The sequence below is a fragment of the Patescibacteria group bacterium genome, assembly GCA_041662965.1.
In the GTDB taxonomy this organism is placed as follows: Bacteria; Patescibacteriota; Patescibacteriia; order Patescibacteriales; family GWC2-42-12; genus JACPHD01.
Genome location: JBAZRI010000011.1, coordinates 1 through 15,486 on the forward strand (window position 1 = coordinate 1; position 15,486 = coordinate 15,486).

At 40.2% G+C, this 15,486-nt stretch carries 18 protein-coding genes; all 18 read left to right on the top strand.

All coding sequences use genetic code 11. From position 1 onward, the window contains the following. The coding region (amrB, locus tag WC639_04845) for an AmmeMemoRadiSam system protein B (protein ID MFA6307104.1) at nucleotides 1-1,661 on the top strand (1,661 nt) is incomplete at its 5' end. Nucleotides 1,662-1,812: 151 nt separating this feature from the next. Then, a complete protein-coding gene (locus WC639_04850; protein MFA6307105.1) occupies nucleotides 1,813-2,325 on the top strand; it encodes a flavodoxin in 513 nt (170 codons plus the stop codon). 18 nt (nucleotides 2,326-2,343) lie between these two features. Next, entirely contained in the window at nucleotides 2,344-2,616 is a 273-nt protein-coding gene (locus WC639_04855; protein MFA6307106.1) for a hypothetical protein, read from the top strand. Nucleotides 2,617-2,619: 3 nt separating this feature from the next. Further along, complete coding sequence (locus tag WC639_04860; protein ID MFA6307107.1) at nucleotides 2,620-3,207, top strand: hypothetical protein; 588 nt, start codon at nucleotides 2,620-2,622, stop codon at nucleotides 3,205-3,207. Further along, on the top strand, nucleotides 3,191-3,517 hold the full coding sequence (locus WC639_04865; protein MFA6307108.1) for a hypothetical protein: 327 nt from the start codon (nucleotides 3,191-3,193) through the stop codon (nucleotides 3,515-3,517). The genes WC639_04860 and WC639_04865 overlap by 17 nt, the downstream gene beginning before the upstream one ends. 23 nt (nucleotides 3,518-3,540) lie before the next feature. Further along, the gene (locus WC639_04870) at nucleotides 3,541-4,860 is read left to right on the top strand and encodes a 50S ribosomal protein L11 methyltransferase (protein ID MFA6307109.1); all 1,320 of its coding nucleotides are present in this window, start codon (nucleotides 3,541-3,543) and stop codon (nucleotides 4,858-4,860) included. Nucleotides 4,861-4,922: 62 nt separating this feature from the next. Further along, nucleotides 4,923-5,117: a YwbE family protein gene (locus tag WC639_04875; GenBank protein MFA6307110.1), complete on the top strand. Its 195-nt coding sequence runs from the start codon at nucleotides 4,923-4,925 to the stop codon at nucleotides 5,115-5,117. Between the two features lie 6 nt (nucleotides 5,118-5,123). Then, nucleotides 5,124-5,366, top strand: coding sequence for a GIY-YIG nuclease family protein (locus WC639_04880; GenBank protein MFA6307111.1), 243 nt, complete (start codon nucleotides 5,124-5,126; stop codon nucleotides 5,364-5,366). Between the two features lie 92 nt (nucleotides 5,367-5,458). Then, entirely contained in the window at nucleotides 5,459-5,716 is a 258-nt protein-coding gene (locus WC639_04885; GenBank protein ID MFA6307112.1) for a hypothetical protein, read from the top strand. Nucleotides 5,717-6,053: 337 nt separating this feature from the next. Beyond that, nucleotides 6,054-6,548 (top strand): transcriptional regulator NrdR, encoded by a 495-nt coding sequence (gene nrdR, locus WC639_04890; protein ID MFA6307113.1) that lies wholly within the window; start codon nucleotides 6,054-6,056, stop codon nucleotides 6,546-6,548. A gap of 4 nt (nucleotides 6,549-6,552) precedes the next feature. After that, the gene (locus tag WC639_04895) at nucleotides 6,553-8,625 is read left to right on the top strand and encodes a ribonucleoside triphosphate reductase (GenBank protein ID MFA6307114.1); all 2,073 of its coding nucleotides are present in this window, start codon (nucleotides 6,553-6,555) and stop codon (nucleotides 8,623-8,625) included. A 56-nt stretch (nucleotides 8,626-8,681) separates the two neighbouring features. Continuing rightward, nucleotides 8,682-8,822, top strand: a complete 141-nt coding sequence (nrdD, locus tag WC639_04900) for an anaerobic ribonucleoside-triphosphate reductase (protein MFA6307115.1) — start codon at nucleotides 8,682-8,684, stop codon at nucleotides 8,820-8,822. Nucleotides 8,823-8,863: 41 nt separating this feature from the next. Further along, nucleotides 8,864-9,598 carry an anaerobic ribonucleoside-triphosphate reductase activating protein gene (locus tag WC639_04905; protein ID MFA6307116.1) on the top strand — a complete coding sequence of 245 codons (735 nt, stop codon included), beginning with the start codon at nucleotides 8,864-8,866 and terminating at the stop codon, nucleotides 9,596-9,598. A 152-nt stretch (nucleotides 9,599-9,750) separates the two neighbouring features. Continuing rightward, nucleotides 9,751-10,086 (top strand): hypothetical protein, encoded by a 336-nt coding sequence (locus WC639_04910; protein ID MFA6307117.1) that lies wholly within the window; start codon nucleotides 9,751-9,753, stop codon nucleotides 10,084-10,086. Between the two features lies 1 nt (nucleotide 10,087). Further along, nucleotides 10,088-10,399: an MGMT family protein gene (locus tag WC639_04915; GenBank protein ID MFA6307118.1), complete on the top strand. Its 312-nt coding sequence runs from the start codon at nucleotides 10,088-10,090 to the stop codon at nucleotides 10,397-10,399. 49 nt (nucleotides 10,400-10,448) lie between these two features. Next, nucleotides 10,449-11,501 carry a peptide chain release factor 2 gene (gene prfB / locus WC639_04920; GenBank protein ID MFA6307119.1) on the top strand — a complete coding sequence of 351 codons (1,053 nt, stop codon included), beginning with the start codon at nucleotides 10,449-10,451 and terminating at the stop codon, nucleotides 11,499-11,501. 3 nt (nucleotides 11,502-11,504) lie between these two features. Continuing rightward, a complete protein-coding gene (locus WC639_04925; GenBank protein MFA6307120.1) occupies nucleotides 11,505-13,079 on the top strand; it encodes a ComEC/Rec2 family competence protein in 1,575 nt (524 codons plus the stop codon). Between the two features lie 49 nt (nucleotides 13,080-13,128). Continuing rightward, nucleotides 13,129-15,486, top strand: coding sequence for a fibronectin type III domain-containing protein (locus WC639_04930; protein MFA6307121.1), 2,358 nt, complete (start codon nucleotides 13,129-13,131; stop codon nucleotides 15,484-15,486).

A 15,486-nucleotide genomic window follows, 5' to 3' on the forward strand; every position in this document is an offset into this window, starting at 1 on the left:
TCGCGATATATTTTTCGGCCGCGGGCATAAAAAGTAAAAATATTTTTTTGGTTTTTCGCGCGCGGCCCGAAAGCGTTCCGCTGGCGGCCGTGATGCCGCATCATGACTTGGTAAAAGATGTTAGGCGCAAGTTTATGGAAGAGCTTAGCCTTAAATCGCGGCCGCGGACGATTATTTTAGTTTCAGTCAATCATTTTAACTCCGGCCGAGGCGATATTATTACGAGCGGCGAAGACTGGCTGGTCGCCAACGGTACTAAAAAAATTACCGCCGATAGGGCGGTAATCAATAGTTTAAAAGACAGCGGGCTGGTTAAAATTGAGCCGGCCGCTTTTTTGAGCGAGCATGGCATTAAAAATTTACTGGCCGAAGTAAAAGAATTTTTTCCCGATTCGTCTTTAGTGCCGCTGATTATAAAAGAGCCGGCTAAGCCGGACGATATAAAAAAATTATTTGAAGCTTTAAAATCAAGCTGTTCGGCTTGCGGCTTAATCGCTTCGGTTGATATGTCTCATTATCAGCCGGCGCGTCTGGCCGAGATTCATGACGTTAAAACCCTTAGGGCGCTTACGGCTTTAGATATGGAGCAAATTTGGCAAACCGAAACCGATTCAAACGCCGCGCTGGCTTTGCTCGCCCTCTGGTCTAAAGCTAAAAACTTAACTCGCTTTAATCTTTACGCCCAGACTAATTCGGGGTTAATGGCGAAAAATTTAGAAGCCGAGGCTACTACGCATATTTTCGCAAGCTACTCCGCGGGCGAGCCGGCTAAGGGAGAAGATAAATTAAGCTTTTCTTTCGCCGGCGACAGCATGTTCGGCCGAAATGTCGGTTATTATTTTCAGAAAAATAATTTTAAAGATTTATTTTCTAATTTAGGCAATCGCGCTTTGTGGGGCACGGATATTTCCTGGCTTAATTTAGAAGGCCCGATTAGCGATAAAAACGTTGAGCAATTTCCCCTAGACCATAGTCTAAGTTTTAATTTTTCCCGCCAAACCATTGAAGCTTTAAAATATTTAAAAATTACTGCGGCCGGGCTGGCCAACAACCATACTGATAATCAGGGGCGAGCAGGCTTAAATAAAACTAAAGAAATTTTGGAAAAGGCTAAGATTGACTGGGTCGGCGATCCTAATGAAGCGAGCGACATTAGTATAAAGCGCTATAAGCAAGGGGATTTAACGGTCGCGCTTTTAGGGGCTCACGTTCTTTATGGCGCTAGCGGAATTGAAGAATTAATAAAAGAGGAAAAAAATAAAAATAATTTCGTCATAATTTTACCGCACTGGGGAAATGAATATCAGCCAACCCATTCGGCCAGCCAGGAAAAATTAGCCCGGGCTTGGATAGCCGCCGGAGCGGATTTAATCATCGGCGCTCATCCGCATGTCGTGCAGGACGCGCAAATTATTAACGGTAAGCTGGTATTTTATTCTTTGGGAAATTTTATTTTTGATCAAATGTTTTCTCGAGAGACTCAAGAAGGCTTGATTTTAGGCGGAACTATCAGCGCGGAAAAAATAAAAATCGTGCTGGTGCCGATTATCAGTAAAAAAATGAAGCCGGAGATTATGCGCGGCGCGGATAGGCGGAAAATGATAGATAAAATTTGCCGCCCGCTCGGCGAATATTGCCGGGAGGACATAATAGAACTTTGATTTTCCTTAAGCGCTCGGGAAGGGGTATTTTGCATAATATTCATAAAATAGCCAGATTGCTGATTTATGATATAATTAGTGTATAATTATCTAAGCGAAAACCTATAAACCCCGCTGGAAATTATTAATTAAAATATATTATTAAAATTTTATGTTATCTAAAAATAATTTGAATATTTCCAACGGGGTGAAAATACTCGTGGTTTATTATTCCCGGACCGGTTTTACTAAAAAATTAGCGGATTTTATCGCTAAAAAAATCAACGCCAGCCTTGAAGAAATCAAAGATACGGTGGATCGCGCCGGCGCTAAAGGCTATTTATTGGCCGGGCGGGACGCTACGTTTCGCCGGCTGACAAAATTAGAAAAGCCAAGCCATAATCCGGGAGATTTTGACCTGGTTGTTATCGGCACGCCTATCTGGTCGTGGAATATGTCGGCCCCGATTCGGACTTATCTTCATAAATATAAAGCCCAATTCAAGCAAGCCGCGCTTTTCTGCACTATGGGCGATAATGGCGATGAAAGAGCTTTTAAAGAAATGGAGGAGATTATCGGCAAAAAGCCGGCCGCGGTTTTAAGTTTAAAAACCAAAGAAGTCATAACCGATAGTTTTGCCAAAGCGGATAAGTTTTGCGAGGAGATAATAAAGATGGTTATTTAAGATTAACCGGATAAAATTATGGATGAAATGCAAAATTTGCAGTATGAAATTAGTGAAATTAAGAAACGCAATATGCGCGTTGAAGCGGATAAGGCCTGGGAAACCAGCTTATTTCGTAAAGTTTTAGTTGCGATTTTAACCTACATCGTGATTGTTTTATTTTTTGCCGTGGCTAACCTGCCAAAGCCATTTATTAACGCTATCGTGCCTACTCTGGGCTTTTTACTTTCAACGCTATCAATCTCTTTTTTTAAAACGCTTTGGCTTAAATTTAGTAATAAAAATAAATAATTCATGAAAAGCAATAAATTTGTCACTGATTATTTTATTATTCTAGAAGATAAAAATTTTAGCCGCGATATCGGCAAATGGGCCGTAGCTGATCTGGATAAATCAAAAAATAAATCAGCTAAATTCCGCTATGGGAAAAAATTAAAAGACCTTTTATTTTATCAGGAAAAAATAAAGCGCTCGGTTTTTTTCCAGCTAAATTCAGCCAGCCCGGGCTTTTATTTGCCGGTTACTATAGCCAATCCGAAAACCGGCCAGGCAATTACGGTTTTAGCTGTTGCCGATTCGGGCGCCAGCAGCTCATGCTTTAGCCATGAAATAGCCGAGGCTATCGGGATTAATTGGAAAAAGGGCGTAAAATCAAAAGCCTTCAAAGGCGAAAAATTTACTCCGCTCTATGTCTACCAGGTTAAGATTTTAATGAGTTTGCCTGGCGATAAATATTTTTACGAGGAAAAGGTTGATATAATAAATGAAAAACGGTCGGATAACTTATTGGGCATGATCGGTTTTTTTAATCATCATCAAGTTATTTTTGATCCGAAATTTGGAATTAAATATAAATTTATAACCTATGGCGGAACTAATTAGTTTTTTGGCTTTTAAGAACAAAAAAGAAGAGATAAATTTTAGCGATAAGATTGATTATAATAAGCTGACCAAATTAAGGTGTTTGGTAGATAATTTAATATCGCAAACTATCGATAATTATAGCCCGGAGGCTTATTCAGAAGAAGAAAAAAAACAATATAATTTAGTTAACTCTCTTAATGATGCTCTAATAATCGGCTGGATTAATAATTTTAACGAGGAAAAAGTCATTGCTGAACCGCTTTTTTATTCAGCTTTGATTAATGTAGCTATGAATAGAGAATTAATTCGTTCAAATTTTAATGGGTAAATAAACCATTAAAATTAAAATATATGTTTAATTCCATAGAAAAAATTTATGACTATACAGAGCATCCGGTAAATTTGAAAAAAGAATTAGAAGAACAGGGCATAATAGCCGAGGATTTGTCTCGCAATGAAAAATATGAACGTAAATTTTCTCCCGAGAGTGAAAAACAATATGATTTATTAAGCAGTATTATTGATAAAGAATGGGAAAAATTTAAAAGCGAAGCAAGCCAAGATAAATTATTAAACAGATATTTAAATTTAAAGAAAAGCCGGAATTCTTCTGAAGATAAGTCTGCTGATATTGAAAAGGCAATTACAGATCAAATTCAGAGTTATGGCGATGAAACAGAGCAATACCAAAAATTAGAAGAAACAACTTATCAGCAATTGGAAATTGAATCAGGCCTTAAATCGTTTGACGCTATTAGATGCGCGAAAGACCGAGTTAGGACCTTAGCTTTTTTAGAAACAATAAAGGAAAAAGTAAAAACCGGCGATAAAATTTTAGAGGCCGGGGCCGGAACCGGGATTTTAGCTATCGCGGCGGCTCAAGCCGGCGCCGAGGTGGCCGCCCTGGAAATAAATCCTATTACCGCGATATTTGCCAGAAGAGTTGTTGAAAGATGTATCGCCGAAGGCCTAATAAAAAAGGGCCAGGTAAAAATAATGCTTGGAGACGCGCTTAAATATAAAAGGACAAGCCAAGACGAGAAAGATGGTAAAAAATTTGATGGCTTCATCAGTGAAAATTTATATACCGGGCAATTTTATGAATTACAGATGCAAATCAGCAATTATTTGCTTAAATATATAGATATTGAGCAGGACAAAATTATACCGAAAGGAATGGTTAACGGAGTCGAACTTACAACTTTGCCGGCAGGAGTGATAGATAGATTTCCTGAAGGAAAAACTGATTTTGTGGCCAAAGATCTTTATAATCCTAATAAAGCAAAGGGCATTACGGCGCCGGAAGCTTATGATTATATTGATTTTCGCAAAGAAGAGTCGGTCGGGGTGAGAAACCGTATTGTTAAAACTATCGCCCAGGATGGAGTTATTGATTCAGCAACTATTTTTTCTTTAATACAACTTTCAGGCAGAGAACCGTCAGGCAGGAAAGGGAACATAATTCATCGAGGAGAAGCCGATTTTTTAAACAATGACCATGTTATTATGTTGAATCGCTCTTTAAATGTTATTAAAGGCGATCAGATTGAAATATATATTTCATATATTGCCGGTGATCGTCCTAGCCAAGCGGATATACGCATAAAGAATTTACGCACTAACGAAGAAGCATCCAATATAAAAGAAGTAAAAATAAGGGAAGCGGCTTAATAATTATTTAATTTTAGTGAATATAAGGCGATAAATCGCGTCGTCGCATCACATTTATTAATATGAATGGACAAAACCGAGACAATATAGAACCGGGCATGCAAGTGGCAATTGTGCAAAAGCATCATCAGGGTTCTGGCGCATTGACTTATGGAATCGTGGCCGATATTTTAACCAACTCGCTAAATCATCCGCATGGCATAAAAGTGCGCCTAGAAACCGGGGAAGTCGGGCGGGTGCAGGAAATACATGAATAAATATCTATGTGGTTTGTCTATATTTTAAAATGCGCGGACGGAACTTTTTATACGGGTGTAACTACTGACGTTAAAAGGCGGGTTAGGGAACATAATAGCTCTGTTCTAGGCGCGAAATATACTCGCGGACGAAGGCCGGTGAAATTAGCCTATTTCCGCAAACTGAAGAATAAGTCTTTAGCCGCTAAAGCCGAATGGAGGATTAAGAGGATGAGTAGAATTGAAAAAGGAAAGTTAATTAATAAATAAAGCTCTTTTGACAAGATAATAAATTTATTCTAAGGTGTATTTGCTACTAGTCGTTGTTTACAATGTTAATAACAATTCAAAAAGGGGGTTTTATGTCAGCAAGCGTAGTGGCAAGGAGGAAAGCCGTAAGAAAAAAGTTGCTCAGTAAATGGCCGGGAAGAAATATGCTGTGGTTTAATGGTGTTTTGCATTTTGTTGATGACTGCAATAAGCCAATGAGCCTAATAGTGCCGGAGGCCAAAATAGTTACTAAAGAATCCGGTTCAAACCATAGGCCGGAAGCAACAGAGAGAAAAAGAAACTTAACTATTCGTCATATTCGTTCACGCGTACCTTCAGATTTTTATTAATAAGGGCTCTCTAATCAATAAGCTTCACCTTATAACCGGGTGAAGCTTTTTTATGTAATTTTTTGACGACATATCCACATATCCACAGCCCCTAGCGGGGCGGATTGATAAAAAATTAATAAATGTCATAATATTTTTAAAAAAATAATCTAAAATTAGCCAAAGCCTTAAAACTTGACCATACTATATCTAGTGGTATAATTAAATCAACAGATACAAGATATGGATATTTACCCCACTCGCTAGATAAAGCACTTTAAACTGATTTTAAGTAAAATAGAGTGCTTTTTTGTTTGGCTCTAGGATATTCAATCTAAACTTCAAAGGAGAAGAAAATATGCGTTGCCCAGTCTGCTATTATGAAGATTCCAAAGTAATTGACTCGCGCGTAGCGTCCGACGGCCTATCTATCAGGCGGCGGCGCGAGTGCCTAAAATGCGGTTTTAGGTTTTCAACTTACGAAGAAGTGGAAATTTTGGATTTAATGGTGGTAAAGCGGGACGGACGCAAAGAATCGTATTCCCGCGAGAAAATCGTTAAAGGCTTAAAGCGGGCTTTGGAAAAACGGCCGATTACCGACGATAATTTTAAAAAATTGATTAATTCCATAGAGCGCGACTTGCAGATTTTAAGGAAAAATGAGATAACAGCCGGCGAAATCGGCCAAATCGTCATGAAAACCCTAAAGCGTTTTGATCAGGTCGCCTATATCCGCTTTGCCTCGGTCTACGAGTCATTTAAAGACGCGCATGAATTCAGGCGGGAGCTTAATAAGCTGTTAAAGACAAAAGCTACTGGACCCCGGGCTAAATCGGGGGCAAAAAAGAAATAATTTTATGCAGCCAGCCAATTCAATTACTCAAATACTAAAACGTTCCGGTGAAGTCGCGCCTTTTGACAAGGCTAAGCTGGTTAACGCGATTTTTAAAGCCACCGAAGCCGTGGGTAAGCCGGATATGTATTTAGCCCAGAAATTCAGCGACCAGGTAGTCAATCATTTAAATGAAAAGTTTCATTCAAGGAGCATTCCGGCGGTTGAAGAAGTGCAGGATATGGTTGAAGAGATTTTGATTAAAAACCGCCAGATTAAAACCGCCAAAGCTTATATCCTGTATCGCGATCAGCGAGCCCGTTTGCGCGAAATGAAATCAATGATTAATTCGGACGAGCTGATGGAAGGCTATTTAAAGCAAAGCGATTGGCGGGTTAAAGAAAATTCCAACATGAGCTACAGCCTGCAAGGCTTAAATAACCATTTAGCTTCGGCCATTTCTTCAAGCTATTGGCTGAACCAGGTCTATACGCAGAATATCAGAGAAGCCCATAAGAACGGCGATTTGCATTTGCATGATTTGCAGCTACTCGCGGCTTATTGCGCCGGCTGGGATTTACGGGAACTGTTAATCCGCGGTTTTGGCGGCGTTTCCGGTAAAGTTGAATCCAGGCCGGCCAAGCATTTAAGAACGGCCCTGGGACAGATTATTAATTTTTTCTATACCTTGCAGGGCGAAGTGGCCGGGGCCGAAGCTTTTTCTAACTTTGACACTTATCTAGCGCCTTTTATCAGATATGACAAGTTAAACTATAAAGACGTTAAGCAGGCGCTTCAGGAATTTTTATTCAATATCAACGTGCCGACCCGCGTGGGCTTTCAGACGCCTTTTACCAATATCACCATGGACCTAACTCCGGGCGCGACTACGGGCGAGGAAAACGTCATTATCGGCGGTAAAATAATGCCGGAAAAATATAAAGAATTCCAGCCGGAAATGGATATGATAAATTTGGCTTTCGCCGAATTAATGATGGAGGGCGACGCTAAAGGGCGCGTCTTTACTTTCCCGATTCCGACCTATAACATTACCAATGATTTTAAATGGGAGTCGCCGGTAGCCACTAAAATTTTTGAAATGACGGCTAAATACGGCATCCCTTATTTTTCAAATTTTGTTAACTCTGACATGAGCCCTGACGACGCGCGCAGCATGTGCTGCCGTTTGCGCTTAGATAACCGGGAACTCCGAAAGCGCGGCGGCGGGCTTTTCGCGGCCAACCCCTTAACCGGCTCTATCGGCGTAGTAACCATTAATCTTCCCCGCGTCGGCTATTTATCAAAAACCAAAGAAGAATTTTTTGAACGGCTGGACAATTTAATGCAGATTGCCTCCGAAAGCCTGGAAATTAAGCGCACCATACTTGAGGATTTAACCGATAAAGGCCTTTATCCGTACGCTAAATATTATTTAAATAATATTAAAGAGCGCTTTGGCGGCTATTGGAACAATCATTTTTCCACTATCGGCATTATCGGCATGAATGAAGCTTTATTGAATTACGCGCCGATCAGAAAAAGCATCGCCACGCCCGAAGGTAAAGAATTCGCGCTCCAGGTTATGGATTATATGAGAAATAAATCTTTGGATTATCAGGGCAAGACCAACCACCTGTATAATTTAGAAGCTACGCCGGCCGAAGGCGTAACCAGGCGCTTATCGCGGATTGATAAAGACAAATATAAGGATATTGTCGTGGCTAACGAAGAAGCGGTTCAAGCCGGCAAAGCTTCGCCCTACTACACTAATTCCAGCCAGCTGCCGGTAAATTATACCAATGATTTATTTGAAGCCATGGATTTGCAGGATGATATGCAGACTAAATATACCGGCGGCACGGTTTTGCACGGCTTCATCGGCGAAGCTTTGCCAAGCGCCGAATCGGTTAGGAGTCTAGTCAAAAAAATAGTCAATAAATACCACATGCCATATTTTACCATTACGCCGACCTTTTCGGTCTGTCCTAAGCACGGCTATATCGCGGGCGAACATTTTTTCTGTCCGAAGTGCGATGAGGAAATAGGCTATCTACCCAAAGAACAGGTTGCTAAAAGCGTTGAACAAACTTTAATTTAATAATAAATAAAAATAAAAATCTAGTTTTAAAACAAACTGGATAAAGGAGAAATCATATGAGCCCAATCGAAGCCAAAAGGACAGCTTGTGAAGTTTATTCAAGGGTAACCGGGTATTTAAGGCCGGTCCAGCAATGGAATGACGGCAAGCAGGCGGAGTATTTTAACCGCAAGACCTTTAAAGTTAATAAGGAATAATGCAATTAAGCGAAGCATTATTCGCATAAATTGGCATTATTATGATAATTGGCGGCCTGCAAAAATTTAGTTTATTGGATTATCCGGAAAAAGTCAGCGCTATTGTATTTACCCAAGGCTGTAATTTCCGCTGCCAATTTTGCTACAACCCCATGCTTGTCTGGCCCACCGAGGTCGGCAAGTCAAAATATGCTCAGGCGACTGAGCAACAAAAAGTTCATCCCAAAATTAAAGAGGATGACCTTTTTGTTTTTCTTGAATCGCGCGCCGGCAAGCTGGACGCCGTGGTGATTACCGGCGGCGAACCGTGCCTGCAAAAAGGCTTGCCGGAGTTTATTAAAAAAATAAAAAAATTAGGCTTTTTAGTGAAGCTGGACACTAACGGCAGTTATCCGGAAATATTAGCTAAGCTGATAAAAGAAAAGCTGGTTGACTACATCGCCATGGATTTAAAAGCGCCGGCGGAAAAGTATAAAGAAGTAGCCGGCCTAAAAGCGGATTTCAATAATATTAAAAAAAGTGTTAAAATGATAATGCAAAGCAATCTGCCTTATGAATTTAGGACTACGGTCGTGCCGGGCCTTTTAAATAAAGACGATATCGGCGAGATGGGAAAAATAATCAAAGGCGCGGATAAATGGTATTTGCAAGGCTTTAAAAGCGGCGCTGATCTGGTAAACCAAAATTTAAAAGGCAAGGTGCCTTATAATTCAAGACAGATGCAGGAAATGGCGGAAGTCGGCCGCGAATATGTGAAAAAATGCGAAGTCAGATAGCATCTTGTCATTGCGAGGAGCCTGTAATCAGACAACGAAGCAATCTCACGCATGAAGACATTTGATTGGAGGTAGCCACTTTAAAATAAATCATTTTATTTGTGAGATTGCTTCGCTTCACTGCGTTGCGCTCGCAATGACAGCTAAATACTATGGACGAAGAAATAAAAAAATTAATGGAGCAAAATCTAGAACTGACCAAAGAGATTTATTCCATGACTAAAAAAATGAAAGGCTATTTGGCTTGGCAGCGCCTAGTCAGTCTTTTTTATTTGTTTATAATTATTGCGCCGATTATTTTAGGCATAATCTATTTGCCGCCTCTACTCGGGGGAATATTTGACCAATATAAAGATTTACTAGGCGTGCAGGCCGGAACCGCTAATCCGATTGAAAGCCTCTTAAAAGGCGGAGTCGGCGGGTTGGATTTAAATAATATTGATGTTAATAATCTGCCGCCGCAAGTTAAGCAATTATTAAATAAATAATATGCGGCGGACAGAGTTTGAAATAAAAGTCTGGGCGGCGCTGAAAAAAATTCCGCGCGGCCGGGTAACGACTTATAAAGAGCTTGCTAGAATCTTGGGCCGGCCTAAGGCCGCGCGAGCTATCGGCAATGCCTGCGGGAGAAATCCGGACGCGCCCGAAACGCCTTGCCACCGCGTAATAAAAAGCGATGGCGGTTTAGGCGGTTACAGCGGGGGAATAAATAAAAAAATTGCATTATTAAAAAAAGAAGGCGTAAAAATTTTAAAAGGCAAAGTGGAAAATTTTAAAAATAAATTATATAAATTCATTTAAATGGAAAATTTGCTGAAAAATTTGGAAGAATTAAGAGAACGGCTCCTGGATACCTGGAGGTTACTTTGATTTGGATCGGCAGAAGGAAAAAGCCAGCGAGCTGAAAGTTGAAATGTCTAAACCGAATTTTTGGCAGGACCGGGAACGGGCCGTAATTTTAAGTAAGCAGGCCGAAGAATACGAGTCGGAAGTCATAAAATGGGAGAATTTAAAAAAGGAAATTACGGATTTAGAGCAATTCACGGCCGAGGCCGCGAAAGAAAAAGATTTATCTGTCGCCTCGGAGGCTGATAAAAAATATATTGAACTCAAGCGAGCCTATGAGGAGCTTGAGTTTTTTGTTTTGTTTTCCGGAAAATATGACCGCTCTAACGCCATAATTTCCATCCACGCCGGCACGGGCGGAGTGGACGCGCAGGATTGGGCGCAAATTTTAGAGCGCATGTTTCTGCGCTTTGCCGAGAAGAAAAATTGGAAAAGCGAATTAGTCGACCGGGCGGTAGCGAACGAAGCCGGCATAAAAAGCGCGAGCTACCGCGTTATCGGCGGCTGGGCTTACGGCTATTTAAAAAGCGAATCCGGCGTGCACCGCTTAGTGCGCATTTCCCCGTTTGACGCGGAAAAAATGCGCCATACTTCATTCGCCTTAGTTGAAGTTATTCCGGAACTTCCGGAAACCGAGGACATAGTTTTGCGTGACAGCGACTTAAAAATAGATACATTCCGTTCTTCGGGCGCCGGCGGGCAAAACGTTAATAAAGTGGAAACCGCCGTGCGCGTTACTCATCTGCCGACCGGCATTGTTGTCGCCTGCCAGACCCAAAGGTCCCAGCATCAAAATAAAGAAACCGCTTTAAAAATTTTAAAAGCCAAATTATTTAAGCTGGAAGAAGAAAAAAAAGGCGATGAAGAGAAAAAGATGCGCGGCGAGGCGCAAAAAGCCGAATGGGGCAAGCAGATTCGCTCTTATGTCATGCAGCCTTATCAAATGGTAAAAGACCACCGCACCGAGCAGGAAACTTCGGATATTCAAAAAGTTTTGGACGGCGGCTTGGACGAGTTTATGGAAGCGTATTTAAGAGCGGAGAGAACAAAAAAATAATATATGCCATTTCAAGGAGGCATAAATTTTACAAAATCTAAAATTTTTTTAATTGGCTGTTTGGCTTTTATTTTCGGTATTGCCTTAGCTTCGTTTCTGCCGGTGGAAATTTTAATGCATGAAATTTGGTGGTTCGCGGCCGCCATATTTTTTTTAATTTTAACTGTTTTATTTTGGGCGTATAGCGAAGAGGCGGGGATTAAGTCCGCCTGTTTATTTTTTTTGCTTTTGAGCATAGTATTTTTTTCCTTTTGGCGCTATGGCGTTAGTTTGCCTAAGAATACGCCGGATAAAATCTGGTATTATAATCTGCCGGCCGGCGAGGCGGGCGGCCAAATTTTAACTGTACGGGGATTTATTGCCAATGAGCCGGATATTAGAGAAAATAGCCAAAAATTGGAAATCGCGGCAGAGGCGATTAATGAATTGCCCGGCCGCCGGATTTACGGAAAAATTTTAGCCACCACTAATTTATATCCGGAGTATAAATACGGCGATCGGCTGGAGATAGAGTGCGAGCTTAAACGGCCGGAAGAATATAAGGGTTTCGCCTATGACCGCTATTTGGCGCGCTATAATATTTATTCGGTCTGCTATTATCCGCGCTTAAAAATTATGCCCGGCCGCGGCGGAAATTATGTTTACGAGAAAATTTTTTCTTTAAAAGCTAAATTGTCCGGCTTAATTGATTTAGGGTTAAGCGAGCCGGAATCAAGTTTGGCCCGGCCGATTGTTTTCGGCGGGCAAAAAGGCTTAGAGCAAGCCATCCGTGATGATTTTCAAAAAGTCGGGCTAACTCATATTATGGCCGTGTCCGGCTTTAACGTTAGCATTTTAGCCGTCATTATTATGGCCGTACTTTTAGCCATGGGCATAAATCGCCGGCGCGCTTTCTACATCGCCGTAATTTTTCTAGCCGCTTACATCATTTTAGTCGGTTTGCCGGCTTCGGCCATGCGCGCCGGGCTGATGGGGTTTTTAGTGCTTTGGGCGTTAAAGCTCGGCCGGCTTAATAAAATTACCAACTCACTGGTCCTGACCGCGGCCATAATGCTTTTAATTAATCCTAAAATTTTGCGCGATGACGTTGGCTTTCAATTGTCTTTTTTGGCTATTGCCGGCTTAATTTATGTTTATCCGATTTTGGAAGCAGTCTGGCAAAAAATCAAATTGCCAAAGCTTAAAGGCGTAAGCGACGCCCTCTTAATTACTTTAGCCGCTCAAGTTTTTACCTTGCCGATTTTAGCTTATAATTTTTCGCAAATTTCTTTAATCTCGCCTTTGGCCAACTTGGCCGTTTTATGGGCTTTGCCGCTTTTAACCATTTTAATTTTAATCGCCTTGCCGTTAAGCGCGGTTTTGCCCGGCTTATCGTTTTTATTTTTTCTGCCCAGCTTGATTTTAACCAAATATATTTTGGCTACGGTTAAATATCTGGCGAAAATTCCTTATGGTTATCTGGAAATTAATTATTTATGGTCGGGCTGGCTGGCTGTTTATTATTTTATCGTTATTTTTATGGTTATAAAATTGCGGAAGTCAAAATTGTTAAAACAGGGGATAAATGATAAAATATAGGCGAGAGAAATAGTTTGTTTTTATTTATAAATTATTTAATATATTTTATATGAAATTAATAAAATTTTATATTTTACCTTTAATTTTATTGGCGGTATTTTTCGGTTTTAAACATCCGGCCAAGGCGGAGGTTACTTATGATTTAAAGGCCGAAAGCCTTAGCGTAAGCCCGGATTCTCCGGATATAAATACCGCCGTGGTTGTAACGGCTAAAATTAAAAATGTCGGTAGCGATTTTCCTTTGAACTTTTCTTTAGTATATACTTATAGTTTTAGTAATTTTATTGTTAAGGGGTCGAATATAATTTCACCGGCGAAAGGCACGATAATAAAAACCAATGATTATATAACCGTTGAATTAAGGGGTTCATTTAATAAAATCGGACGAAGTTCCTTAAGCTTTAAAGTTGATCCTAGAGGATACTCGGTCGAAACCGTAACTGCAAATAATTCAATCAGCTCAACGATAGATATTGCCGGCTACGATTTAGCGGTTGGAAGTATAACGATTTTGCCGGCCAACCCGATTATTAATCAAGATTGCAATATTTATGTGAAAGTAAAAAACAACAGTTCATATAATTTATATTCTGGCAATGGCTTAGATATTTTAAAAAATTTTTCCGATTTTTTCATTACCAGCTCATCAAGCACCTCGCCTTCGCTAACACATCCAGTTAATTCCGGAGGCTATATTTATTATGGCTACGAGGGAAAATTTTTAACAAACGGGGAAAAGCAGCTTAGTTTTACCGTTGACCCCGATGATTATTTAAGACAAAGTAATTTAGCCAATAATACTTTAACTAAGAAAATTAATGTCTATTTGCCAAGCGAGACTGATTTAATCATAAATTCGATTGTTTTTAGCCAGCCAAAGCTAATAGTTGATACGTTTGTCGATATAATCATTGGTATAAAAAATATCGGTAAAACTTCACTTATTGAATCTAAGGGTTTTTCTAAATCCGAATTTGTTTACAATTTCTCTCCTCTCTACGGCATAAACGATTTAACTCCGGACGATTATCCTACGCTCTTTACTCCGTTCAATCCGGGCGATATATTCCATTATAAGCTTCGCGGTTATTTAAATAAATTTGGCAATTATGATATTAATTTTTCTTTTAATAATAACAAACAGATTTTTGAATCAAACTACGATAATAACGCCACTTCTACGGCCGTAACGATATATAAAAGTCTCGACGAAGCCAATAACTTTTCTTTTGCTAATCAAAAAGTTAATTTTGCCAGTTCAACCAGCGCTATTGTAAGCTGGAACACTAGTACTTTAGCGACAGGTAAAGTTTATTATGGATTAGAAAGTGATCATGCTTACGCCGATAAAGTTGAAGTGACCGCCAGCAGCACAAATTTTAATGTTACCATTAATGGTTTAACGCCCGGTAAAAATTATGTATATAAAATTGTATCCAAAAATAACAGTTTAGAAAAACAGGATACTGCCAGATCTTTTTCCATGCCGCTTAATAATGAATTAAAAATTATTTCCGGTCCAGCTGTTAGTTCTATTAATAAAATAACTACTTTTAGCTGGACGACTAATTTAACTTCATCGTCAAAAATTTATTACAAAAAGCAAAGCGCTAGTTCTATGGGTAGCGCCGGAACCGAAACCGCCGTTATTGATCATGCGGTTGAAGTAAAAAATCTGGAGATTGGTCTATATGATTATTTTTTAAGCTCAACCAGTACGGTTAAAACAAATGCTAAAACCGGTTGGACGGTCTTTGAAATAAAGGACGCGGCTGCTTCCGCGCCGGCTAATTCAGCCGCGGCCGTAGCGGCTGATAATTCCTCCGTAGTTGCTTCGGCCGTTAGTTTAGCCGTTAACGACGATAAGCCGTATGGACAACTAAAAGGCAAGATCATGCTAAAAGTTCAGAGCAAAGGCGAGGCTTATTATGTTAGTTATAAAGAAAAAAAATTATATTATTTAGGCCGGCCGGCCGATGCTTTTCAGGTGATTAGAAATCAAGGTGTTGGCATTTCTAACGCCAATTTAGCTAAAATTCCTGTTAGCTTAAGCGCTTTAAGCGGAGCTGATGCCGATAAAGACGGTTTACCGGACGCTTTGGAGACCGCTATCGGCACGGATAAAAATAAAACCGATTCGGACGGAGACGGGTTTAATGATAAAGATGAATTAATGACCGGTTACGCGCCATGGGCTAAAAATATAAAAATCAATTACGATAATAATTTTTCCGTGGCGCAAAAAGGCAAAATATTTTTACAAGTGGAAAGCCGAGGAGAAGCCTGGTATGTTAATCCGGCTGACGGCAAAAGATATTTTTTGGCGCGCCCGGCCGACGCTTTTAGCATCATGCGCCAGCTAGGTGTTGGATTAAGCAATAGTAATTTTGATAAATTGGCGAAATAA

Coding starts and splice junctions, on each gene's coding strand:
- WC639_04850 (MFA6307105.1), top strand. CDS start 1,813: ATGTTATCTAAAAATAATTTGAATATTTCCAACGGGGTGAAAATACTC.
- WC639_04855 (MFA6307106.1), top strand. CDS start 2,344: ATGGATGAAATGCAAAATTTGCAGTATGAAATTAGTGAAATTAAGAAA.
- WC639_04860 (MFA6307107.1), top strand. CDS start 2,620: ATGAAAAGCAATAAATTTGTCACTGATTATTTTATTATTCTAGAAGAT.
- WC639_04865 (MFA6307108.1), top strand. CDS start 3,191: ATGGCGGAACTAATTAGTTTTTTGGCTTTTAAGAACAAAAAAGAAGAG.
- WC639_04870 (MFA6307109.1), top strand. CDS start 3,541: ATGTTTAATTCCATAGAAAAAATTTATGACTATACAGAGCATCCGGTA.
- WC639_04875 (MFA6307110.1), top strand. CDS start 4,923: ATGAATGGACAAAACCGAGACAATATAGAACCGGGCATGCAAGTGGCA.
- WC639_04880 (MFA6307111.1), top strand. CDS start 5,124: ATGTGGTTTGTCTATATTTTAAAATGCGCGGACGGAACTTTTTATACG.
- WC639_04885 (MFA6307112.1), top strand. CDS start 5,459: ATGTCAGCAAGCGTAGTGGCAAGGAGGAAAGCCGTAAGAAAAAAGTTG.
- nrdR (MFA6307113.1), top strand. CDS start 6,054: ATGCGTTGCCCAGTCTGCTATTATGAAGATTCCAAAGTAATTGACTCG.
- WC639_04895 (MFA6307114.1), top strand. CDS start 6,553: ATGCAGCCAGCCAATTCAATTACTCAAATACTAAAACGTTCCGGTGAA.
- nrdD (MFA6307115.1), top strand. CDS start 8,682: ATGAGCCCAATCGAAGCCAAAAGGACAGCTTGTGAAGTTTATTCAAGG.
- WC639_04905 (MFA6307116.1), top strand. CDS start 8,864: ATGATAATTGGCGGCCTGCAAAAATTTAGTTTATTGGATTATCCGGAA.
- WC639_04910 (MFA6307117.1), top strand. CDS start 9,751: ATGGACGAAGAAATAAAAAAATTAATGGAGCAAAATCTAGAACTGACC.
- WC639_04915 (MFA6307118.1), top strand. CDS start 10,088: ATGCGGCGGACAGAGTTTGAAATAAAAGTCTGGGCGGCGCTGAAAAAA.
- WC639_04925 (MFA6307120.1), top strand. CDS start 11,505: ATGCCATTTCAAGGAGGCATAAATTTTACAAAATCTAAAATTTTTTTA.
- WC639_04930 (MFA6307121.1), top strand. CDS start 13,129: ATGAAATTAATAAAATTTTATATTTTACCTTTAATTTTATTGGCGGTA.